This is a genomic window from Euzebyella saccharophila (genome assembly GCF_014855495.1).
Classification (GTDB): domain Bacteria; phylum Bacteroidota; class Bacteroidia; order Flavobacteriales; family Flavobacteriaceae; genus Euzebyella; species Euzebyella saccharophila.
Genome location: NZ_JACYFJ010000001.1, coordinates 1,125,038 through 1,147,929 on the forward strand (window position 1 = coordinate 1,125,038; position 22,892 = coordinate 1,147,929).

A 22,892-nucleotide genomic window follows, 5' to 3' on the forward strand; every position below is an offset into this window, starting at 1 on the left:
TTTTTCTTCATTTTGGCTATTTAGTTAATGGCATCACCCCTTAAGATTCTAAAATTTTTACGTGCCTGTGGAAAATAATAGCTGTCCTGATAATTAAATAGTATTTTCTCGTAGTGTTCCTTTGCCTTTTCTGGTTGGTTGAGAGTGGTTCTATAAAGTTCGCCCAAGGCAAAGTGCGCGTCATCAGCCAAAATATCGTTGGCATAAAACTCGGTTATTTTTAAATAATTGAATTCCGCGCTTTCGTATTCCTTTTGTTCTTCCAATAACTTTCCTTGTTTTAATAAGGCTTCATCCTCAATTTTTTCTCCCTTATGATTCTGTAAGATGTCATCCAATGCTGTAATGGATGCCTGGGTCTTGTTTTGATAGGCTAACAAATCTGCCCGGGCATATTTTTTAAGTGCGGTTTGGGTGGAGTCCTGTAGGGAATTGTCAGAAATAAGAAGGCTTAACTGCATCGCATCATTGGCAATAAGTTGGGAGGTAGAACTGCGCAACACTTTTAGTTGGGTAAGCGCCCAATCAAAATCACCTTTATAAAAACTGGTCTGGGCTACTTTAAAGCGTGCATTCTGACCTAAAATGTCATTTTTGAGTTTCGTTTGGATTTGCGAAAAGTAAATGAGGGCCTCATTAAACCTTTGGCCAAAAACCAAAATATCTCCTAGTGCCAATTTTATAAAAGCCTTGCCCCTTTCGTTTAGGGGCAATTCCAAACTATTTTTTAGAATGGTAATGGCTTCCTCTGGTTTGTCCATCTTAAAGGTCAGAAAGTTGGCATGGGCTACTTGTAATTGCAGGGTTTGTGCTTTATAGCCATGTAACTGCGTTAGTGTTTCAAATTCTTTTTCAATAACAGCGTACTTTTTGGGGTCGTTATCTAAAAGTTGAATATCAATAAGATTGAGCGTAGCGTTTAATTTAACGATTTCATCACCACTGTTCTCCGTAATATACTCATATACTTCTTTTGCGGTTTCGCTATCGTTATCTTCTAGGGCCGTTTTTCCCAATTCTTGTAATCTTTGGGTGTTGGCTCCATCCATGCGCCTATAGATGGCTTTTTCCTGTCTAAATGCGCTACCATATTGCTTTTGTTGAACAAAAAGCCAGCTGAGCATTTCATTCCAAAGGGTATTTGGACTTTTTTGGGCATTTTTAAGTAACAGACTTTTTAAGGTAATGTTGTTCTCGCTTTCCGGATCGGAAGAAATAAAATCGTCTATATTTCTAAGCACATTGGATTTGGAGGTGCGGCCCTGTTCAATAAGGTTGAGATAGGAGTGAAACATCTTTTCAATATTACCTTGTTCGCCATACACCCTGGCCATTTGGTAATTGTAGTCCAGTTTAGGATTGAGTTCCATTGCTTTGGAATAGGCTTCCAAGGCCTGGTCCAAAAGTGCATATTTTTGAAACCTATAACCTACACCGTATCCAAAATTTGGATTCTCTTCAATTTTATCAATCGCTTTTCTGTAATATTTGGTCGCCTCCTTGGGAAGGTTTTGCAGGGTGTAATTGTAGCCAAGTTCAATGTAGAGCGTTGGATAAACATGACCTTCTTCCAGCTTGTTTAAAATAAGCTTTTCTGCATCTGCAAACCTTTCCAATTGTTGATAGGTAGCTATGAGACCTTCTGTATAATCTGTTCTTCTAGGATTTTTTCTAACCAAATTTTCGTAGTAAACTACGGCTTTCTTATAATCTCCATCATTGAAGTACTGCTTGGCCAAAAAATCTTCTTGCCCATGGGAGATGATGGGCATGAAAAGTAGAATTAAAATACAGTAGATGGAATGTTTCATTTGTATGGAATATAGCAAAAATACCTCAGTGCGCCCATAAATGCTGCCAACGACTTCCTAAATTATGCCGAGCATTGAATTTTTAGAAATAACAGTTTCAAATTATACAGTTTTTAAACCTGTTCGTACATTATTAATCTGAATTCTTAGTATTTGCATGTAGTTTAGGGTGAAAGTATAACGGTAATTTCAACTTAAAATTTAAAATGATGGCAGCATTTGTTAAAACTTGTGATAGATATGCCGCTTTTCTATATCCAAATGGAAAAAGTGAAGGCAGAATCAACCTTTATTGTGCCGATGGATACAAACTCTATCTAATCTTTTCCGCAGGTACAACCTTTCCTACCAATGACTATGGGGTAGCCACTAAAACCGGAGTGGCTTATGAAAATATAGATAGATATAGTGATTATCTGGATATGGTCCGCAATGAAAAACCTGTAAGGGTAACTTTTAATCCTGAAAATAAAAGCTTCGTAGTGTATGTGTCCGGCGAAGAAGTAGGAGAAGGCGAAATCTAGAAAAGCAAAACGTACCCAACATCTAATTGGGCACGTTTAGTTTTAATCTATAATATTGAAACCACAATACGGTACCAATACCTCTGGTATTTTAATACCTTCCGGGGTTTGGTAGTTTTCTAAAATACCGGCCAATACCCTGGGTAAGGCCAAGGCACTACCATTGAGGGTATGCGCTAACTGACTTTTGCCATTTTCGTCCTTGAACCTAAGTTTTAGCCTATTGGCTTGATAGGTTTCAAAATTGGAAACGGAACTAATTTCCAACCAACGATCCTGAGCCGTAGAAAAGACTTCAAAATCATAGGTCATGGCAGAAGTGAAACCTAAATCACCGCCACAAAGACGTAAAATTCTATAGGGTAATTTCAGGTCTCTGAGGATGCCTTTTACATGCTCTACCATACCGTCAAGAGCTTCATAAGATTTAGAAGGGTGTTCTACCCTTACTATTTCAACCTTGTCAAACTGGTGCAATCTGTTAAGACCGCGAACATGGGCACCGTAACTTCCGGCTTCTCTTCTAAAACAAGGGGTGTACCCAGTATAACGTATGGGAAAATCGAACTCTGAGACTATCTCATCCCTAAAAATATTGGTGACAGGTACTTCGGCCGTAGGTATTAAATACAAATTGTCGTCGGTTACATGGTACATTTGCCCTTCTTTGTCGGGCAACTGCCCTGTACCGTAGCCCGAAGCTTCATTTACCAAATGAGGAACCTGAATTTCAGTATAACCGGCTTCCGCATTTTTATCTAAAAAATAAGTGATAAGTGCGCGCTGCAAACGAGCTCCTTTTCCTTTGTAAACAGGAAAACCGGCACCACTGATTTTTACACCGAGCTCAAAATCGATGATGTCATATTTTTTTGCCAACTCCCAGTGGGGAAGGGCATTGCTTTCCAATGAAGGTACTTCTCCCTCCTTAAAAATTTCCTCATTGTCTTCTTCGGAATTTCCAGCGGGAACCAAAGCATGGGGTGCATTAGGAATTTGGTAGAGAAGAGTTTGTAGTTCTTCTGAAATAGTATGGAGCTCTTCGCCCAGTAACTTGGAATCTTCCTTTAAACCACTGGTCTTTGCCTTAAGTTCATTGGCTTCTTGAGCCTTTCCACTTTTGAAGAGCATACCAATTTCCTTGCTTAGTTTGTTGCCTTCTGCAAGTATGTTGTCTAATTTTGTTTGTGTAGACCTTCTTTTTTCGTCGAGTTCTAGAGCCCCATTCACGAGAGGTGCCGCATCCAAATTTCTTTTGGTCAATGCCTTAATAATCTCCTCTTTGTTTTCTCGAATGGTCTGTATTTGCAACATGCCTTTTGGTTTTGGCTGCAAATTTAAGTTTTCTTTGGTTGAAAACCCGAAGTGACTTGTAAAGTTTTAAGGTTGGTAGCGTTGATTTGTCAAAGTAAAAAAGACCATTCATTACATATTGGGTCTTCCTCATCTTTTAGAATTTATAAAATTGAAAGTAGGGTAAAAGCAGTACAATTTAGTCTTCTTGCTCTTTTATCCATGGCATATTCCGTTAGAATATGCATGAATTATTCAAAAAGTGAATATGGTTTGCTATTTTTAGGTTTATAATTACCACACAATGATTTTTGAACATTTTGCCATTAATGTTACCAATATAGATGCTATAGTAGGTTGGTATACAAAAAACTTAGATGTAAAGGTGGCCAGTGCCCAAAAAGAACCACCGTTTATGACCTTTTTGGCAGATTCTGGAGGCCGTGTTTTTGTAGAGCTCTATCACAGACCGGACGAAGCTATTACAGATTTTAGCCAACAGCACTTCTTAACGTTTCATCTGGCTATGGTTTCTGAGAATTCAGAAGCGGATAAAAATAGATTGATTGAAGCCGGAGCATCTTTTGTGGAGGAGGTTTTTAAGGACGATGGCAGTCATTTGGTAATGTTACGTGATCCCTGGGGCATGCCTTTGCAGTTGTGTCAACGTACCGTAAAATTTTAACCTACTCAAATTATCGGTTTTCGCTGGGCAATATCCAGTCATTATGCCAAAAGTAGTCCCACTTTACATTGGCAAGGTCTACTTTGGGGTCAATAAAGGCCCTGTATGGTTTTCCATTTATACTAACCTTGGAGTTGGTAGCGTAAACGGCAACCTCTTGCCCTTTTTCGGCATATTCCTTCTTTAACCGCTGTGCAAATTGCCAGATAAAATCTGGGTAAGAAGCAATTCTCTGTTGTTGCTTTTTGGTCAAATATTTTTTGTGGTCGATAATTTCAGATGTACCTAATTTTTTGTCAACCACCGTAAAAGCGATTTTACCACCCCTGCTTCTAAGCATCATTCGCCAGCTTAAACGATGGCCTTCCTCGGTCCAAAGTACATCGTCCTCAATGAAATGATGCCTTACAGGAAGCAATAGCTGAATAGTAAAATAAACGCCCGCCAAAGTGTAAACTGCATATTTGTATTTTGGGACTTCTATATTTTTTAGCACGTAAGGCACCTTCTTTTTAAAGAAAATTTTTCGAATCGTCTCCGGTTCAAAAAAGAATACTGTAAAGGCTAAGGACAGGTAAGGAAAAATTCCGATTTGAAAAACAATGGAATTAAATAGATGGAAGAATATGGAGGCGAAAAAGGCCCATTTTCTTGTCGGCTTCCAAAGTAAAGCCGGTATGATGAGTAAATCGAAAAAAATACCAAAAAAACCTATGATTTTATGAACCCAAGTCGCTTGAAGAATTTCACCAATAATGGGGTAGCTTGCTTTATTTAGCATTAAGATTTTAATGATTCCAAAATCTAGCCAATCTGCGTAAATTTTGGCAACGGAGGCATAGGTGTACACAATGAGCAGCTGTAGTACGATCACCCATTTTACATAATTATACATGCTATCCGCTTTGAGTACCGGGTTTCTGGTTGCATCCCACGAGTAATTTCTACTGGCCGGTAAAAAACACATGATACCGGAAATAAGTATCAATAGGTAGTAGTGATTGTTATAGGAGGTTTTCTGCATGAGATAAACCCCTGTCCATAATAGGGTAAATGAGATAATACTGTAACGGTATTTAAAACCAAGTGCAATGAAGACCCCCAAAGTGCCCATTAAGAAAAAGTAGCAGTACATGCCATATCCCGGTAGGGGTTGAAGCCAATCACAACCAATGAAATTGAATGTAAACTGTGGCTCTATAAGCGTTCTTCTTACCCAACCGGTTAAAATAGCGCCGTAACATTCCAGCGAGACTAGGATCCCAAAGAAGATCCGGAAAATGATTAGTGGCGAATTATCAATTTTGGTAAAAAGTAGACGTTTCATAGTTCCCTTGAAAAAGGTTCTCAAAGGTATTAAGTTATTTGAAGAACTGGACTAGGCCTGCTTAAACTTAACTTAAAGAATTTTAAAGGCTTTTCTATTGGGAGTTAGAAATAAAGTCCAGGGAAGTTTCTTGGTCTTTTTTCAGTTGCCTTTTTAAGGCTTCTACAGAATCAAACTTATGTTCATCCCTAATTCTATGTAACACCCTAATTTGAATCTGCTGCTCGTACAAATCTTGGTTAAAATCAAAAAAGTGAATTTCGGTACTCTTTTCTTTTCCAGATACGGTTGGGTTGTAGCCAATGTTCATCATCCCATAAACTGTTTTCCCACCGATGATGCTTTTAACTACATAAGATCCTTTTTTGGGAACAAGTTTGTAGCTTTCCTTAATTTCAAGGTTTGCCGTTGGAAATTGAATAGTTCTACCCAGACCTTTGCCGCGTTTAACGGTTCCGGTAAGCATATACTCATAGCCCAAATAGGAGTTGGCAGTTTTTATGTCCCCATCCTCCAATGCCTTTCTGATTTTAGTGGAGCTTACAGATACTTCTTCAATCTCTTGAGCGGGTATTTCCTCTACTTCAAATTCCAAAGTGTTACCAAAAGCCTTGAGGTCTATGATATTGGCATTTCGGTTTCTTCCAAACCTATGGTCGTAACCAATTATAATTTTTTTGGTCCTTAGGTCGTTAACTAATATATCCCGTACGAATTCGGTTGCCGTTAATCTGGAAAATTCTTTCGTAAATGGATGGATAATTAATTGGTCAAGGCCCAATTCCTCCAAAATTTTGGTTTTTTCCTCAATGGTATTCAGCAACTTAATATCGGCATCTTTTTGAAGTACCATTCTGGGATGCGGAAAAAAGGTGAGAACGGTAGATTTTAGATTTAGGGTGGCAGCATTTTTGATGAGCCTTTCAAGTATTTTTCTATGGCCAATATGCACACCGTCAAAAGTGCCTATGGTAATGGCTGTGGGGTGCTGTTCATCGTATTTGGATAGGCTTTGGACTGTTACCACGTACTAAAAATAATAAAAAAGCTTATATTTGAGATTGCGCTAAAACCCCTGAATGGTTACAAAATTACGTCTTGTTTTTTCAATTACAATAGTATTTTTCTCCTTTTACGCATCAGGGCAAAGTAACTACTGGGAAAAAGTTTCTGCAAGAAATAGCGTTCGCAATTCTGCCTTTAAACAATTTAAAGTGAAAGAAGCCCAGTTTTTTTCCTTTAACGAAAGCGCTTTTAAAAAGGAATTAACAGCCTCTGGCCATTCCAAAAAACAAGGTGAAATTATTTATTTTCCGGATGCCGAAGGAAATTCCGTGCCATATCACATTCAAGAAGCATCGGTTTTGTCTCCAGAGCTTTCAAAGAAATACCCTCAAATAAAATCTTATAGAGGGTATGCCATTCAACATCCTCAAGAGAAAATTCGACTCAGCATCTCACATAAAGAGGTGCAGGCCATGTTGGTCTCCCATTCCGGGGAACCACATCAATTTGTTCAAAAATCAAAGGACGAAACCTACGTCATGTACTCCAGGGCTTCCAGAAGTGATGAGGACATAGAATTTGTTTGTGAGACCAAGGAACAGGTTTTAATGGCAGGAGCTGCGCGCTTTGCGAAACCTGTAGATGACCAGGTACTTAGAAAATATAGGGTAGCCATATCCGCTTCTGGAGAATACACCCAATTTCATGGCGGTACAAAAGCAGATGCGCTGGCGGCTATTAATGCGACCCTTACAAGGGTAAACGAAGTATTTGAAACGGATTTGGCCGTTACTTTGGAATTGGTGGCCGATACGGATAAAGTTATATATACTAACCCGTCTACGGATCCGTATTCAGGCGGTCTGTCTACACTGGGAAATAGTGCTCAACAGACCTTTGACCAGGAGATTGGGGTGAACAATTATGATTTTGGTCATTTGTTTCACAGAGGTGTGAATGGTGGAAATGCCGGGTCTATTGGGGGTATTTGTGTCAACGGACAGAAAGGTGGGGCCTATTCCTCCGGAGAAAACCCTGAAGGTGACGTATTTGACTTGGACTTTGTAGCACATGAAATAGGTCATCAATTAGGTGCTTTCCATACCTGGTCCTATGAATCTGAAGGAACTTTGTCACAGATGGAACCGGGTAGTGGAACCACTATTATGGGTTATGCCGGTATTACTCAAAGAGATAATGTGGCCGGTAGGGGAGATGATTATTTTCATTACCGGAGTATAGAAGAAATTTCGGAAACATTAAGGGATAAAACTTGTGGGGAAATTTTTGTTTTGGCCAATCAACCTCCCGTTATCGATCCCTTGGAAGATTACACCATTCCTAAGACAACACCTTTTGTGTTGAGCGGTACGGCTACCGATCCGGATGTTGATGATGTCCTTACCTATGCTTGGGAACAAATAGACCACGGTATAGTAAACAGTGCCAATTTTGGCCCTACCAATCCTAGTGGGGCCAATTTTAGGTCTCGTCCACCTAGTTTGGAGGGCGTTCGTTATTTCCCTTTGCAATCGCGGGTTTTGAGCGGTAATCTTACTCAAACAAATCCGCAAGAAGGAGATGCTTGGGAAACCGTATCCGATGTGGAACGGGAAATGAATTTTGCCTTAACGGTACGTGACAACGCTGTTGGTGGTGGTCAAGTAGTGAGTGAATTGGTGCAAATTTTGGTTACCAATAGTGCAGGGCCTTTTGCGGTAACTTCCCAGCAAAGCGCGGTCACGCTTACAGCCGGAAATGTGGAGACAATTGAGTGGGATGTTGCCAATACCAATGTAGCTCCTGTGTATACGGAATTTGTGGATATCCTGCTGTCCAATGACGGCGGACTCAGTTATACGACCGTTTTGGCCTCAAATGTGGAAAATGACGGTTCCCATGATGTGGTGGTTCCTGCTGTACCAACTACCGAGGCAAGAATAATGGTGAGACCAGTAGATAATTTATATTACGCGGTAAATTCTACGGATTTTACAGTTGAGGTAGCCGAGGTAGTACTTAATTTTTCTCAGTTGGAATTTGATGTCTGTCAGCTTTCGGACATTACGGTGCCATTTATTTACGAAACTTATCTTGGATTTTCAGAGGAGGTAACCTTTACGGTGGAGGATATGCCGGACAACTTGGTGGCCACCGTCGTTCCCGATACGGTAATTACCGGAGGAACAAATGTGGACGTATTGTTCGAGAATACAGAAAATGTCCCGGAAGGAAGTTATCCTATTAGAATTGTGGCTAATTCTGCAACTGTCACCAGGGAGGTAACCATAATTCTAAATATATATGATACAAATTTTGAGATGGTTGCCACCACAGCACCAGAAGATGGATTAGTGGATGCATCCATTAATACTCTTTTGGAATGGGAGCTAAACCCTTCCAATGTTTCCTATGAGGTTCAAATTGCTACGGATGCCGGCTTTTCCAATATTGTAGAAGTTGAGACGGTCAAGACAAATTCATACATGCCCTTGGATCTTCAAAACCAAACTACTTATTATTGGAGGGTAAGACCAGAGAATATTTGTGGCCAAGGGGCTTTTAATGCGCCTCAAACTTTTACAACGGTACAGGTTAGTTGTGAGAGCAAATTTGCAAATGGCTTTCCCAATGAGATTTCAGCTAATGGAACATCGGAAGTAATTTCCAAAATATCCTTCTTTGAGGATTTGCCTGTTTCCGATATCAATGTGAATTTAAATATAGAGCACAGTTATGTAGAAGACTTGGTCATAAGATTGACCTCTCCGGAAGGAACCACGGTCACTTTGGTTTCGGGTTCTTGCGGTGAATTTGATAATATCAATGCCACTTTTGATGATGAAGGAAGTACCTTTTTCTGTAATCCAGGTGGTGAGAATGTAATTAGTGGTACGGTAAAACCTCTCGGGTCCCTTAGTTCTTTTGATGGGGAATCTATTTTAGGAGAGTGGATTTTGGAAGTGATAGATAATGCATCCTCAGATGGGGGCGCTGTGGTAGACTTTTCTTTAGATATTTGTATAGAAGGGGAGTTTAGGCCAGATGCGGATAATGACGGTGTTTTTGATGATGGGGAAGATCAGTGTTTAGGTACCCCTGAAGGGGTAGAGGTAAATACTTCCGGTTGTCAAGTTTATCGATTTCCTACCGATAATTTTTCGGTGTCCGTAGAAAGTGAGACGTGCAGGAACAATGATGATGGAATTATAACTGTAGAACCTTTGCTGAAATTGGATTATTCGGTTACCATTACCGGAAACGGACTCAATTTAACGGAAGAGTTTACTTCGGATTATTTGCTTGAGGGGCTTGGTTCAGGAACCTATAATCTTTGTATTACTGGAGTAAGTGGAGAGATTACTTATGAACCCTATTGCTTTGAGGTGGTAATTTCCCAGCCTGAAGCACTTGGGGTCAGCTCTTCGGTCATCAATGATGGAAACCAGCTTTCATTGCTTATGAATGGAGCAAATGACTATGTTGTGGAGCTTAATGGGAAGGCCTTTCAAATTAATGAGGAACAAGTAGTGTTAGATTTAAAGGCCGGAAAAAACTCTTTAAAAGTTTCTACCTTAAACACCTGTCAAGGTGTTTTTGAGGAAGATATATTTGTGAACGGGCCTACCATGGTTTCTCCAAACCCCTTTAAAAATTTGACTAAGGTACTGCTGGGTGCTGCTGAGGAAAGAGTTCAAGTAGCTATTTATGCCTTGGGAGGGCAATTGGTGGAAAAGAGAATACATCAGCCGGTTTCTAGGGAGGTAGCACTGGATTTGACCAATCTACCAAATGGAGTATATGTAGTTTACATAAAAGGTGATGAGGTTAACGAGTTGCTAAAAGTGATTAAAAAATGAGACTACTAAGAGCTATCTTTTGTATTCTACTGGTATCGGTTGGTTGTAAAAAGGACGACCCTAACCCGCCTGCACAGGCCACTCTTGTTGCTCCGGCCAAAAATGCGGAATGTAGTCCAGTGCAAAGCACCAATGGAACTAGCAGTGTGGTAAGATTCAATTGGCAGGCATCTGAGTATACAGATTCTTATCAGCTTAGGGTAACCAATCTTTTAAGCGGAATCACCCAAAGTCCCAATACTACAAGTACTACGCACACATTATCCTTGAGCAAGGGTACACCTTATTCTTGGCAAGTAATTTCCAGTAATACCAAAAGCTCTAAAACGGCCAGTAGCGAAACATGGTTCTTTTACAATCCTGGTTCCCAAACAACCCATGTGCCCTTTCCTGCTCAGATTAGCTCCCCGGAGCCGGGTTCAAGTGTGTTTAGGGATATTAATAATGAGGTGACCTTGGAGTGGTCCGGATCTGATATTGACGATGATATTTCCGGATATGAAATTTATTTTTCAACGGCCAATCCCCCTACGGAATTATTGGCTTCCGTAAATTCCACTGTGCATCTTAGAAGTGTAAGCGTGGAGGTGGATCAAGTATATTTTTGGCAAGTAGTCACAACGGATTCTCAAGGAAATGTGTCCAAATCCCCAGTGGTAGATTTTAAGTCCCGTTAAAGGTGTTCATGGTGTTCTTGACGCCGGCAAAAATAAAGGATTTGATTAACTCTACGGATTTCTCCAAACGCTCCGGCATGGATTTTTGTTCTTCTTCAGACCATTCACCTAGTACATATTCTACCTGTCTACCTTTTCCAAAATCTGCCCCCACACCAAACCTAAATCTATTGTAGTTGGTGTTTTGTAAGGTGTTCTGAATATCCTTAAGTCCATTATGCCCACCAGCACTTCCTTTTGTTTTAAGACGAATGGTGCCAAAGGATAAGTTGATATCATCGGTAATGACCAAAACATTTTCCAATGGAATATTCTCTTTGTCCATCCAATATTTAAGGGCCTTTCCACTCAAATTCATATAAGTGGAAGGTTTCAGGCAAAGGGCACTTTTTCCCTTGTATTTAAAAGTGGTTACATCGCCGAGCTTTTGAGTCTCAAAAGACAAGGATTCTTTTTCGGCCAAAGCATCCAAAATTTTAAAACCTATGTTGTGTCTGGTCTCGGTATATTTATCGCCTATATTCCCAAGGCCAACAATCAAAAATTTTTTCATTATTTCCGTTTCTTCAAGGAGATCTGCTCTAGGCTTAAAGATTGATTTTAAAAAGGAGAGCATTCCATTAGGGTTTGCGTAAAAATACAAAAGCATCCCGAACGGTATCGGGATGCTTTTTAATTATTCTAAGGAAGTGCTTACTCTTGCGCCTCTCCTCCTTCTGCTGCTGAAGCTTCTGCTGCTTCTCCTTCCGCACCTTCTTCTCCTTCTTCATCCTCATCGTCTGTAACAACGGCAGAACGCTGAGTTTTAACTTGTACAACTACGGTACTATCTGGGTGAAGAATGGTAAAATCATCATTAAGCAATAACTGAACACTAATGTTCTGTCCAATTTTCAATTTAGAGATGTCCACATCAAAGAAATCCGGTAATTTGTCCGGAAGTGCCTTAATAGCAAGCTTTCTTTTTCTGAACAATAGACGACCACCATTTCTAACACCAGGAGAATTACCTTGTAAACGAACAGGAATGTTCATGGTAACCTCTTTGTCATCGAACAATTGGTAAAAATCTATGTGCAAAATATTGTCAGTTACAGGGTGAAACTGAATGTCTTGCATAATGGCGCTTACCTTTGTACCTCCCAAGTCAATTTCCACGGTGTGCGCGGCTGGGGTGTACACTAAATCTCTAAACGCAATTTCGTCTGCTGAAAAGTGTAATGGTTTCTCCCCTCCGTATACCACGCAAGGAACCTTTCCAGCATTACGTAGGGCCTTTGTTGCTTTTTTGCCCACGCTTTCTCTTTCTGATCCTTTAATTAAAATTGACTTCATTATATATATTAAAAATTAATACTCATTAATTGATCCAAGTGCCTACATTAAAAATTTGGAGGCAATGGATGTATTGTGATGCACCCTATGCATAACATCTGCAAAAAGATCGGCACAACTAAGGACTTTTACTTTTGAACTGTCTTTTTTTGTTGGAATGGAATCTGTAATGATCAATTCCGATAGTTGGGAAGCTTCGATTTTCTCATAAGCTTTTCCGGACAGCAGTCCATGGGTCGTGATGGCCCTAACACTTTTAGCGCCTCTTTCGATCATCAAATCCGCAGCTTTTGTTAAAGTTCCTGCGGTGTCCACCATATCATCTACCAAGACCACATTTTTCCCCTGAACATCGCCAATAAGTTCCATGTGAGAAATTACATTGGCCTTAGCGCGTTGTTTGTAACAAATGACCACGTCACATTCCAGAGCTTTGGAATAGGCGTAAGCTCTTTTGGAGCCGCCCATATCCGGGGAAGCAATGGTGAGGTTGTCCAAATTCTGCTTTTTGAGGTAAGGTAAAAATAGGGTAGAGGCAAATAAATGGTCTACCGGTTTTTCAAAAAAGCCTTGAATCTGATCCGCATGAAGATCCATGGTGATGATCCTTGTAGCTCCGGCAGTCTCCAACATCTTGGCAATAAGTTTGGCCGCAATGGGAACCCTGGGCTTGTCTTTTCTATCTTGCCTAGCCCATCCAAAATAGGGCATTACAGCGGTAATGTGCCTTGCAGATGCCCTTTTGGCAGCGTCAAGCATAAGAAGCATTTCCATTAAGTTCTCAGAACTTGGATTGGTAGACCCTATGATAAAAATTCGAGCCCCTCTAACGGATTCTTCAAAAGATGGTTGAAACTCCCCGTCACTATAGCGGGAAAAGATAACCTTACCTAATTCTGTTCCATAGGATTGGGCTATTTTCTCTGCTAGCTCCGTACTTTGTGTACAGGCAAATATCTTTGGCTCGGGAACTTGGTAGGGCATTGATAAAATGTTGTAAACTAGTTTATTGTCCTCCCTTTTTTCTTGGGAGGTGCAAATTTAGAAATTTATTTGTGTTGCTAAAGGATAAATCTTGTTATTTTTTTAGGTTGTATTTAAAATATTTTTCTAATTTTGCAGTCCGTTTTTGCCTTGATGATTTTTTCAAAAAGTGATTATAGGTTTATTAGAGGAAAACGGATGAATTGCCTTGGTGGCGGAATTGGTAGACGCGCTGGATTCAAAATCCAGTTCCTTTGGAGTGTGGGTTCGATTCCCACCCAAGGTACAGTTGGAAAGCCGAGATTTATGTCTCGGCTTTTTTTATGCTCGGGTACAACATAGGTACAACATTTAGCTATTTTTTGAGTACAAATAGTATTTGATTGCAAATGATAGCAATCGGTGGTATTAAGCCGCTCTGCACAATACCACTTCATTTCATTCCGGGAAAAGAGCTTCACTCAAAAAGTCTTGTGCCCAATTTCAAAGCTCGTATCCAGGTCACAAATAAGATTTAGTCGGATAAGAAAATTTCTCTATATGTGCTAAGCTTTGAAATGCGCACGCTTTGCCAAAACATCACTTCTACCTTTTCTTCAAAAAGGTTTAAAATTTAGCTTGAGACGGAATGCATAACCGTTCGTGCCGTCGCTTTTATAAGTCCTTACTCATTCTAAATTTTAGGTCGGGTTACCGAAAAGGTAACAGTGATAGGCTCTATGGGAAGTAAATGGATAATCAGAAGTAACAAAGTGTTCTTTTTTTAGCATTGATGAGTGTGCAATTATTCAAATTCCTACCATTTAATATAGAATGAAAAGGAAAACGCTCAGGATATAATAAGTAAGGGGATAAGTGCCATTCTGGCAATCAATTGACTGCAAATCGGAACAAATTATATGGCTTCAATTTTGATTTAAAAGTAAAGGGCTTCTCGAAGAAAGTATGGAAGACCCGAAATGAAATGGAGGGATGGAATAGCAAGAGGGTAACACGCTGACGCGATGTTACAAATTTAAGTTTTCGCCCATCCCCTGTAAATAAAGGTTTGTCAGGATATCTAAATTCTTCGATACAAGTATTGATCCCAGAATTTTCAGAAAATATCTGCAAAGCCCAAGAGAATAGACTTAAAATTTCAGAAAAAATGGATGAAGGATATGAAAACGAGCGATTTGAGAAACTTGGAATCAAAACTTCCGTAGCCAAAAGATTTAGAGAGTTCTGCAAGAAGATGTCTAAATCCCAATCAATGACACTGCTTTTGATGCTGGACTTTTTTGAGGAAAACGGAATATCACCAGTCGAACCTATGGGGCCTAGAATGGAGACACTTGAAACAAGAATTTCCACCCTAATTAAAAAGAGGATGAACGGAATAATTGCAATAATGAAGGATATTGAAAAATCCCAGACCAAGCCAACCGCTGCAATGCTGTATTCACTTTTTGAGCAAACAGAAAAGCCAAAAAAGAAACTGATGCTGGAGAAGAATGAATCAAGACAAGGTAGGGAGGTTCGGTATATCGAGAGGAAAAATCACAATAAACCTGACTAATGAGCAAGGTAAATTACATCATACAACTCAACTCAGTATTTGAACTATTCAATGAAGATGCGCGTATTAAGCAAGGACATATCACGCTATACCTAGCATTCTTTCAAAAGTGGAATCGAGAATTCTTCGCAAAGTACATAACTGTTAACAGGCGCCTAATAATGGAAAGGGCAAAGATTAAATCGAAAACAACATATCATAACAGTCTCAAGGACCTCAATAATTGGGGTTACCTCATCTACTTTCCCTCATATCACCCTAATAAGGGTTCTAAAATAGAGATGACCATATTTGGTACAAGTAGTGGTGCAAGCTCTGGCCAAAAATTGGACAGCATCCTTTCAAAACCTAGCCAAAAATTGATACCTTCTTTAAACTATAAAATCAATGAAAACATAAATAAACTGGCCAGACCAAAAAATGAACAAGCTGTTTTGATGTATTTTGAGGACAACAATTGGCCCAAAATTCAGGGTACGAAATTCTTTATCTATGGAGAATCGAAAAAATGGCAGTTAACCGCATTTCCAAAACCTAAGAATTGGAAAAATGTAGCCCGAATCTTTGCAGAAAATGATTTTATGCTCAAACCGTGCCAAACCAGTCCAATTTCTGGCCACCTATCCAACAATTCTGTCGAGCATTTTCAAGCAAGAAAAACTTTTTCATTGGACACCTAACTACTCGTTTTTAGTATAGCTAAACTACTGCACAGAATCAATCACACTACCGCACGTTAACATTGCATCACCGTAATAAGGATTACGGATTTCTTCTTGCATACTTAACCAGACAGCACCTTTGTTGTTATTTGCCATCGGGCATTTTTGAACGTATAGGGTGTTGTCAATGCTTTCGAGGTTCATTGCAATGGCAACCAGGTTTTCATTGAGAACAACAAAATGATTACGGTGGTTTTCTAAATCGGAATTATCTGCAATGGCATCTAGCATTTCTATACTTTTGGATAGATGGGATTTAAGCATCTTGTCTAGGTTTGTTTGAGTTATCGCCTTCATTTTTTCGGAAGTTGCTTTCGCGAAAGCGGAAACTTTTTCAGCATCACCGGCCACCAACGCATCTTTGAGTTCAAGGTATGAGGGCAAAGCTTTCACAAACTGTTCTTGAAAAGAATTTGGAAGTGACATTTCCATCGCCATCATTTCTTTCTCTTCTTCATTACTTTGATTCATCATCGATTTCTTGCCCTGTAATTGGGCAGCGGCATCTACGGTAAAGGTGCCATTGGTCACAATCTCATCACCATTTTCTAAACCGGATGTAACCGTAAACATATCGCCATTACGATTGCCAAGAGTTACTTCCCGCATTTCAAAAACAGGCTCATTGGGATTGGTCTTAATGTACACCAAAGAGCGTTCGCCCGTCCACATTACTGCACTTGCGGGTATGGTCAGGTTTGATTCTGTGTTTGCCATTGTTCCTTCAACTTTACCAGTGACGAACATTCCGGGTTTTAGCAATCCATCACTGTTTTTGAGATTGGCTCTTACTGTGACCGTTCGCGTTTGGGTATTTAACACAGGGTCTATTAATGAAACTGTTGCATCAAATTCCTTACTGGGATAGGCATTGGTCGTTATCTTGATTTTTTGCCCTTTTTTAAAATCTGAAATTTGGTTCTCATAAGCATCAAATTCTGCCCATACACTATTTAGATTACTTACCTTTACGATAGGCTGTCCTTGTTTTACATAGTCGCCTTCGGCGGCCATCTTTTCTGAAACCGTGCCGGATACAGTCGCATAAATCGGAAAGTTTTCTTTGACTTTTCCTGATTCCTCAATACTATTAATCTGGGCTTCCGAAAGTTTCCAAAGCTTCAGTTTGTTGCGTACCGCCTTGTATAGCGAAGGTTGCGATTCTTTTAGTGAGGCGGCCGTTATCAATTCTTGCTGTGCGGCTACTAAATTGGGTGCATAAATGGTAGCAAGTAGTTGCCCTTTTCGTACTTCCTGACCTTCAAAGTTGACGTTGAGCCGTTCAATCCTGCCATCAAAATAACTGGCTTGGACTGCATTCTCTTCCTCGTTCATCTTGATTTTTCCCGAAAGGGAAATCATATCCTCATTATCTAGGGAAGCATTGCCCACGATGGATGTCTGGATGTCTGCCAATGCCATCGCATTTTTGGTCATCTTTATTTTGTTCATTGCCAGTCCGTCGGCACCCGATTCCGCAGGAATTAAATCCATTCCGCAAATAGGGCAGTCACCCGGTTCGGGCTGCATAATCTGAGGGTGCATCGAGCAGGTCCACATCTGACCTTCAGTTTCTGTGGAATGGTCGTGCTTATCGGTCATAGATTCTTCTGACGAGCCACCGAAAATGAGCCAACCACCAAGCAGTCCGACAACGATTGCAATAGCGATATAAATGATATTCTTATTCATAAGTTGTTATTTTTCGTTCTGTAATCGTTCAATCATTTCTTTCATTTCGGCAATTTCCCTGCGCTGTGCCTTAATGATTTCTTCCGCCAGTTTCTTCACTTCTGGATCTTTGATATCCGCACGTTCACTGGTCAAGATGGCAATGGAATGGTGTGGTATCATCGCTTTCATCCATAGTACGTCGCCGACGGTGGATTTTTGGTCTCGAACCAAAAACAATGCCCCTAAAAACAGGACCAAACTACCTAACAAGATGGCCGTATTCTTTTTCTTGTCGGTGTACATTTTCCGCATAAAGAACCACATTATCACTGCCATTGTAGCTATGCCCAAGCATACCATATAAAAACGTGTTAAGCTGAACAAGACGTGGTCAAATTCATAGGTGTTGAGATACATTGTGATGTACATTGCCACAAATGAGCAAGCCAGCATCGTGAAAAATGTTCTGTATTTTCCTTTGTTTGCGTGATTTGAATGTTCCATTGTTTTTGAATTTTTGGTGTTATTTGTTTCTTTTTTTAATTTTTCTGATTGTGGGTGAGCTTATGTACCATAACAGGAATCCGCTCAACACGGTTATCAATCCAAGTAGGGAAAAGGCACGCAGTACTGTCGTATTGAAATCGTCGCGACCCTCATAATCCATTGTATGGGTCATCCATAGAAAGTCGAACCAACGCCAATCCCGATGACGTAGTGTTTGGAACGCACCATCTTTTTCGGAAACATAAGCCTTAATGTTCTCAGGGGTTTTATAACTGATGACATACGCGGGAAGCGGTCTGCCACGATACTCGCTATGGCTTTCCACTTGCTCGATGCGTTCTATGCCTTTCACTTGAAGTTCAGGTAGCATATTCCGTTCAGCGATTTTAAGGGCTTCACTTTCTGAAATTACTTTCTTTTCTTTGCCTGTCTTGGCATCAAAGAGCTTTTTGTTATTAATCCAGTAGAACGATTTACCGCTAATTTCCCGAAGTTCTACTGAAACTATCGCTTCTTCAAGATTCACTTCGGATGGACTTATCAAATCTGTAAAAGCAGATGCCTCGATCGGGTCTTGCCGAAAATGGTCGCCGTGTATTTCGTCAATATCCGTCCAACTGAAATACATACCGCTTATCGTCCACATCAAGAACTGGATGCCCAAAAAGATGCCCAGATAACGGTGTGCCTTTCTAATTTTTATTGCCGTTTTCCTTTTTACCATATAACTTAATCAATATTTGAACCTTTAAGCCTTAGCGAATTAGCTATTACTGAAACTGAACTGAAGCTCATCGCCAAAGCAGCTATCATTGGGGAAAGTAAAATCCCAAAAAATGGATAGAGCAATCCCGCAGCAATGGGTATCCCCAAGGTGTTGTAAATCATTGCGAAAAATAGGTTCTGCTTAATGTTGCGCATTACCACATCACTCAAGTTTCTTGCTTTTACGATTCCGTGTAAATCACCTTTTACCAAGGTTATGGCGGCACTTTCAATTGCTACATCAGTTCCTGTGCCCATCGCGATACCCACATCGCTTTTTGCCAAAGCAGGTGCATCATTGATACCGTCACCTGCCATCGCCACTACTTTTCCGTTTTCCTGAAGTTTTTCCACTTCCTGCAATTTGTTTTCGGGAAGCATTCCCGCCTGAAAGTCCGCAAGATAAAGTTCGCTCGCCACGGCCTGTGCCGTATCGTGATTGTCGCCCGTGAGCATTATCACATCAATTCCCTTTTCCTGTAATTCTTTGATAGCCTTGGCACTCGTTTCCTTGATTTTATCGCCGATGACCACGTAACCTACGGTTTTGCCATCAATAGCGAGATAGGAAACCGTTTTGCCTCGCTTTTGGAAGGATTGGGCTTTTTTTTCCATAGTTTCCAACAACTCGGCATTGGCGTGTTCCATCATCTTGGCATTGCCCAGCGCCACGTCCTTGCCGTTGACCTTGCCTTCAACACCTTTGCCGGTTACGGCATTGAACCCGTCGGTTTTTAGAAATTCGACTTTTTGTTCTTTGCCGTATTTTACTGTGGCTTCCGCCAAAGGATGTTCACTTTGGTTGTTCAGGGAAACAATGTATTGCAGTACTTCGCTATCGCTGAAACCGTTATCAAAAGACCCCACTTTTTCCACCGTGGGTTTTCCTTCGGTAATCGTTCCCGTTTTATCCACGATAAGGGTATCTACCTTATCCATTTTCTCAAGGGCTTCAGCATTCTTGATAAGCACCCCATTTTGTGCGCCTTTACCAACACCGACCATTACGGACATAGGTGTCGCAAGCCCCAAAGCACAGGGACAGGCGATAATTAATACGGCAATCGCATTGACCAAAGCATAAACATAGGCTGGCTCTGGGCCCCAAATTGCCCAAACAGCAAATGTAACAACAGCGATTATAACAACGATTGGCACGAAATATCCCGAAACGGTATCGGCCAACTTTTGGATGGGTGCACGGCTTCGACTGGCATCATTGACCATCTGGATAATCTGTGATAACAAAGTGTCAGACCCAACCTTTTCAGCTTTCATCAAAAAGGACTGATTGCCATTGATAGTTCCGCTACTTACTTTATCATCTACTGATTTGTTTACAGGAATGGGTTCGCCCGTAATCATCGATTCATCTATAGAAGTTTCGCCTTCGGTAATAACGCCATCCACAGGAATCTTATCGCCCGGCTTTACACGCAGAATATCACCCAATTCAATTTCATCGATGGCCACTTCCTGTTCCTCGCCATCAACTACCTTTACAGCCTTGTTAGGTGCCAATTTTAAAAGTTCCTTGACTGCGGAATTGGTCTTGCTATGCGCACGAGCTTCCAGAACCTGCCCAAGCAATACCAAAGTTAGAATGACCGTTGCCGCTTCAAAATAGACGTGAACGGTACCCGCTTCGGTCTTGAACTGGTCGGGGAAAAAGTCCGGCACGAGCATCCCGAACACACTGAACAGCCAAGCCACACCCGCGCCAATACCAATAAGCGTGAACATATTGAGGTTCCAGGTTTTGATACTGCGGTAGGCACGTTCAAAGAACATCCAGGTGGCATAGAACACCACGGGTAGGGAAAGTGCAAACTGAATCCAGTTCCAGTATTTCAGTTCCAGAATGTCGTACAACGGATTGTCGGCAATCATTTCCGACATTGCAATGATAAAAATGGGCAATGTGAAAGCGACCGCTATCCAGAACTTTTTAAGCAGTTTTTTATAGGTCTTTTCTTCTGCGGATAAATCGGGTTCCATAGGAACTAAATCCATCCCACAAATTGGACAGCTTCCCGGTTCATCCTTAATAATTTCGGGATGCATCGGACAGGTATATTGGGTGTCGGAAGTAGCCGTTAGGTTCACTTCTTCAACCAAATCCATCCCGCAAACAGGACAATCGCCTGGTTTGTCGTAAGTCTTGTCGCCCTCGCAATGCATCGGGCAATAGAACGTTCCCGTTCCTTTGCCTTTGGGTTTATCTACTTTCTTCTTATCGTGGGTATGATGATGTTCCCCATTCTGATGGATGCTGTATTGCCCACCGTTCGTTTTCAGCGCCTCTTGAAATTTTTCGATGGGAATATGGGATTGCATTTCAATGGTCGCTTCGGCTTTTTCTAAATTGACAGTTGCATTGGTAACACCTTCAACTTTAGAGAGCGTTTCTTCTACGTGTGTTCTACAACCATTACAGGTCATTCCGTGTATGTGATAGGTGTGTGTCATTTTATGATTGACTAAAAATTATTTAACATTTCTGGATGATGAATGTGTTTTAACTATCTGCCATTTATCATCTATCTTCTTAAGGATAGAAGTCGCCACCCCTTTTTTCTTTATAGTTCGGGTATTGCCATTATCATCGGGATTGAGAACTATGGTATAGACGTAAGTTTCGGTAGTAAATGCATAGGGCAAATCTACTTCTGCATCAATTTCATAATCTGAAAATTCAAACTTCTTGAAGTGTCCTAATTCTGGTCCCAAATGGTGTTCTATATAGTGCGCATAGGAACCCTCAACACCACCGGACTCAAAAACTTCCGAGTCGTTTGTGAACAACTCAAAGGTACCTTCAGTCGTTAGGTTTTGCAGCGCATCCTTATAGGTTTTCATTACTTTAAGTACGGCTTGCTTTTCTGTGTTTGTATCTTGTCCGAACACTTGGCTTGTTGCTATTATAATTAATGCGAATATTGTAGTTTTTCTAAGTGCATTCATCCTGTTTGTTTTTAAGGGTTTTTATTCAAATTCATTTATGTCATTATTCATTTTTCTAATATTTTTTATTGTGCCTGACAAGGGAAGGGCTACTAACTAACCAACCATCAACTTTCCCTTCCCATATCAGGACTTTATTCCAAACTGTCTTTTAACGCTGTCATATAATCTATTATCACCCTCTTATCTTCATCTGAAAGAATTGCATCCTTGTGAATGAGTGTATAAGAATCCAATGGCATTTTATCTTCTTCAATTTGGCTTATGATAGACCGAAGTTTACTGTTCTTTCGCCGGTCTGAATATTCTGCCCATTCATTAAAATTAAGTTCGTCCTTACCTTCTTGTATGTGGTCTTCCAGATACCAAGCCGCAGGCTGTATCTTACTATACCACGGATAATCTGTATTATTACTGTGGCAATCGTAGCAAGAAACCTGCAACCGATTTTTTATCGTTGCAGGCACTTGATTTTCGACCATAAAATCACTTTGCGGTACAGTATCGCTCTCGTTCAGGGTTATTGGAAAGAACTGAATCACTATCAATGCCACAAGGGCAAGCCACGCTATGATTTTTATAAACTTCAATTAGTTGATTTCACGCTGTACTTTACCGCATTTCAACATTTTGTCACCGAAATAGGGGTTTCTAATTTCTTCGTTCATACTAAGCCAAGCACCACCCTCATTATTCTTATACATAGGGCAGAATTGCTCGTATATCTTCATCTCAGTTCCGGTAATGGCAACCATATCGGTAACATCCTTGCTTAATATCTTAAAGTGCTCACGTTGGTGTGCCATATCACTTTCTGAAATGTGTTCTGCGTGTTCAATTGCGTCTTCCAAAATATCCTTGAGTTCTTGTTGCTCGTTATCTGAATAGCTCGATGCATCAAAACTGCCTAAAGTGCTTGCCAGCGTGGCACCCAATTGTTTTGCTTTGTCATTATTCGTCTCGACAAGTGCATCTTTTAGTTTAAAGTAGTCTTGTAGGACTGCTTTTGCATCTTGGTTGTCATTCATTGCCATATTGTCTTTGTCATCCATAGATTCTTGGTGCATCTCGTTGCTCATAGGTGCAGCAGGTTCATTTTTGTTTCCATCCTTGCAGGAAACCGTTAACACCATTATAGCAGCAAGTGCCATTGTACCTATTGTTCTTTTTACTGTTTTCATTTTTGTTATTTATTTAAGTT

At 40.5% G+C, this 22,892-nt stretch carries 20 protein-coding genes and 1 tRNA gene; 7 read left to right on the forward strand and 14 right to left on the reverse strand.

Annotation, left to right across the window (positions count from 1 at the left end):
* Nucleotides 1–20: 20 nt before the first annotated feature.
* Entirely contained in the window at nucleotides 21–1,811 is a 1,791-nt protein-coding gene (locus IL355_RS04755) for a tetratricopeptide repeat protein (protein ID WP_192461019.1), read from the reverse strand.
* A gap of 206 nt (nucleotides 1,812–2,017) precedes the next feature.
* Between IL355_RS04755 and IL355_RS04760 the strand changes: the two genes are divergently transcribed.
* On the forward strand, nucleotides 2,018–2,335 hold the full coding sequence (locus tag IL355_RS04760; protein WP_192461020.1) for a hypothetical protein: 318 nt from the start codon (nucleotides 2,018–2,020) through the stop codon (nucleotides 2,333–2,335).
* A gap of 42 nt (nucleotides 2,336–2,377) precedes the next feature.
* Here IL355_RS04760 and serS read toward each other — a convergent pair whose 3' ends face one another.
* Nucleotides 2,378–3,649, reverse strand: coding sequence for a serine--tRNA ligase (gene serS / locus IL355_RS04765; RefSeq protein ID WP_192461021.1), 1,272 nt, complete (start codon nucleotides 3,647–3,649; stop codon nucleotides 2,378–2,380).
* 283 nt (nucleotides 3,650–3,932) lie between these two features.
* Here serS and IL355_RS04770 point away from each other — a divergent pair, with 283 nt between their 5' ends.
* A complete protein-coding gene (locus IL355_RS04770) occupies nucleotides 3,933–4,313 on the forward strand; it encodes a VOC family protein (RefSeq protein WP_192461022.1) in 381 nt (126 codons plus the stop codon).
* Nucleotides 4,314–4,323: 10 nt separating this feature from the next.
* Here IL355_RS04770 and IL355_RS04775 read toward each other — a convergent pair whose 3' ends face one another.
* Both IL355_RS04775 and IL355_RS04780 read right to left on the reverse strand, forming a co-directional pair.
* Nucleotides 4,324–5,640, reverse strand: coding sequence for an HTTM domain-containing protein (locus tag IL355_RS04775; RefSeq protein WP_192461352.1), 1,317 nt, complete (start codon nucleotides 5,638–5,640; stop codon nucleotides 4,324–4,326).
* A 94-nt stretch (nucleotides 5,641–5,734) separates the two neighbouring features.
* Nucleotides 5,735–6,667: a bifunctional riboflavin kinase/FAD synthetase gene (locus tag IL355_RS04780; protein WP_192461023.1), complete on the reverse strand. Its 933-nt coding sequence runs from the start codon at nucleotides 6,665–6,667 to the stop codon at nucleotides 5,735–5,737.
* A 52-nt stretch (nucleotides 6,668–6,719) separates the two neighbouring features.
* Between IL355_RS04780 and IL355_RS04785 the strand changes: the two genes are divergently transcribed.
* Complete coding sequence (locus IL355_RS04785; RefSeq protein WP_192461024.1) at nucleotides 6,720–10,505, forward strand: reprolysin-like metallopeptidase; 3,786 nt, start codon at nucleotides 6,720–6,722, stop codon at nucleotides 10,503–10,505.
* A complete protein-coding gene (locus tag IL355_RS04790; RefSeq protein ID WP_192461025.1) occupies nucleotides 10,502–11,182 on the forward strand; it encodes a hypothetical protein in 681 nt (226 codons plus the stop codon). Before IL355_RS04785 ends, IL355_RS04790 begins: the two co-directional genes overlap by 4 nt.
* On the opposite strand, the gene pth is transcribed toward IL355_RS04790, so the two are convergent.
* From pth to IL355_RS04805, 3 genes are all read right to left on the reverse strand, one after another.
* Nucleotides 11,169–11,798 carry an aminoacyl-tRNA hydrolase gene (gene pth / locus IL355_RS04795; protein ID WP_192461026.1) on the reverse strand — a complete coding sequence of 210 codons (630 nt, stop codon included), beginning with the start codon at nucleotides 11,796–11,798 and terminating at the stop codon, nucleotides 11,169–11,171. The two genes, IL355_RS04790 and pth, sit on opposite strands and share 14 nt — an antisense overlap.
* Nucleotides 11,799–11,875: 77 nt before the next feature.
* Nucleotides 11,876–12,517 carry a 50S ribosomal protein L25/general stress protein Ctc gene (locus IL355_RS04800; RefSeq protein WP_192461027.1) on the reverse strand — a complete coding sequence of 214 codons (642 nt, stop codon included), beginning with the start codon at nucleotides 12,515–12,517 and terminating at the stop codon, nucleotides 11,876–11,878.
* A 42-nt stretch (nucleotides 12,518–12,559) separates the two neighbouring features.
* Entirely contained in the window at nucleotides 12,560–13,501 is a 942-nt protein-coding gene (locus IL355_RS04805; protein WP_192461028.1) for a ribose-phosphate pyrophosphokinase, read from the reverse strand.
* Nucleotides 13,502–13,706: 205 nt separating this feature from the next.
* On the opposite strand from IL355_RS04805, the gene IL355_RS04810 reads away from it, so the two are divergent.
* The 3 genes from IL355_RS04810 (at nucleotide 13,707) to IL355_RS04820 (ending at nucleotide 15,739) form a co-directional block, all read left to right on the forward strand.
* A tRNA-Leu gene (locus IL355_RS04810) sits at nucleotides 13,707–13,787 on the forward strand.
* Between the two features lie 762 nt (nucleotides 13,788–14,549).
* Entirely contained in the window at nucleotides 14,550–15,059 is a 510-nt protein-coding gene (locus IL355_RS04815) for a BfmA/BtgA family mobilization protein (RefSeq protein WP_225621112.1), read from the forward strand.
* The gene (locus tag IL355_RS04820; protein ID WP_192461029.1) at nucleotides 15,059–15,739 is read left to right on the forward strand and encodes a hypothetical protein; all 681 of its coding nucleotides are present in this window, start codon (nucleotides 15,059–15,061) and stop codon (nucleotides 15,737–15,739) included. Before IL355_RS04815 ends, IL355_RS04820 begins: the two co-directional genes overlap by 1 nt.
* A gap of 24 nt (nucleotides 15,740–15,763) precedes the next feature.
* Here the strand turns inward: IL355_RS04820 and IL355_RS04825 are convergent, their stop codons facing one another.
* From IL355_RS04825 to IL355_RS04855, 7 genes are all read right to left on the reverse strand, one after another.
* Nucleotides 15,764–17,473 carry an efflux RND transporter periplasmic adaptor subunit gene (locus IL355_RS04825; RefSeq protein WP_192461030.1) on the reverse strand — a complete coding sequence of 570 codons (1,710 nt, stop codon included), beginning with the start codon at nucleotides 17,471–17,473 and terminating at the stop codon, nucleotides 15,764–15,766.
* 6 nt (nucleotides 17,474–17,479) lie between these two features.
* On the reverse strand, nucleotides 17,480–17,959 hold the full coding sequence (locus tag IL355_RS04830) for a DUF305 domain-containing protein (protein ID WP_192461031.1): 480 nt from the start codon (nucleotides 17,957–17,959) through the stop codon (nucleotides 17,480–17,482).
* A gap of 19 nt (nucleotides 17,960–17,978) precedes the next feature.
* A complete protein-coding gene (locus tag IL355_RS04835; protein WP_192461032.1) occupies nucleotides 17,979–18,686 on the reverse strand; it encodes a PepSY domain-containing protein in 708 nt (235 codons plus the stop codon).
* A gap of 5 nt (nucleotides 18,687–18,691) precedes the next feature.
* A complete protein-coding gene (locus IL355_RS04840; protein ID WP_192461033.1) occupies nucleotides 18,692–21,196 on the reverse strand; it encodes a heavy metal translocating P-type ATPase in 2,505 nt (834 codons plus the stop codon).
* A gap of 18 nt (nucleotides 21,197–21,214) precedes the next feature.
* Nucleotides 21,215–21,691, reverse strand: coding sequence for a nuclear transport factor 2 family protein (locus IL355_RS04845; protein ID WP_133642517.1), 477 nt, complete (start codon nucleotides 21,689–21,691; stop codon nucleotides 21,215–21,217).
* Nucleotides 21,692–21,825: 134 nt separating this feature from the next.
* On the reverse strand, nucleotides 21,826–22,281 hold the full coding sequence (locus tag IL355_RS04850) for a heme-binding domain-containing protein (RefSeq protein ID WP_133642516.1): 456 nt from the start codon (nucleotides 22,279–22,281) through the stop codon (nucleotides 21,826–21,828).
* Nucleotides 22,282–22,872: a DUF3347 domain-containing protein gene (locus tag IL355_RS04855; protein WP_133642515.1), complete on the reverse strand. Its 591-nt coding sequence runs from the start codon at nucleotides 22,870–22,872 to the stop codon at nucleotides 22,282–22,284.
* Nucleotides 22,873–22,892 lie beyond the last annotated feature (20 nt).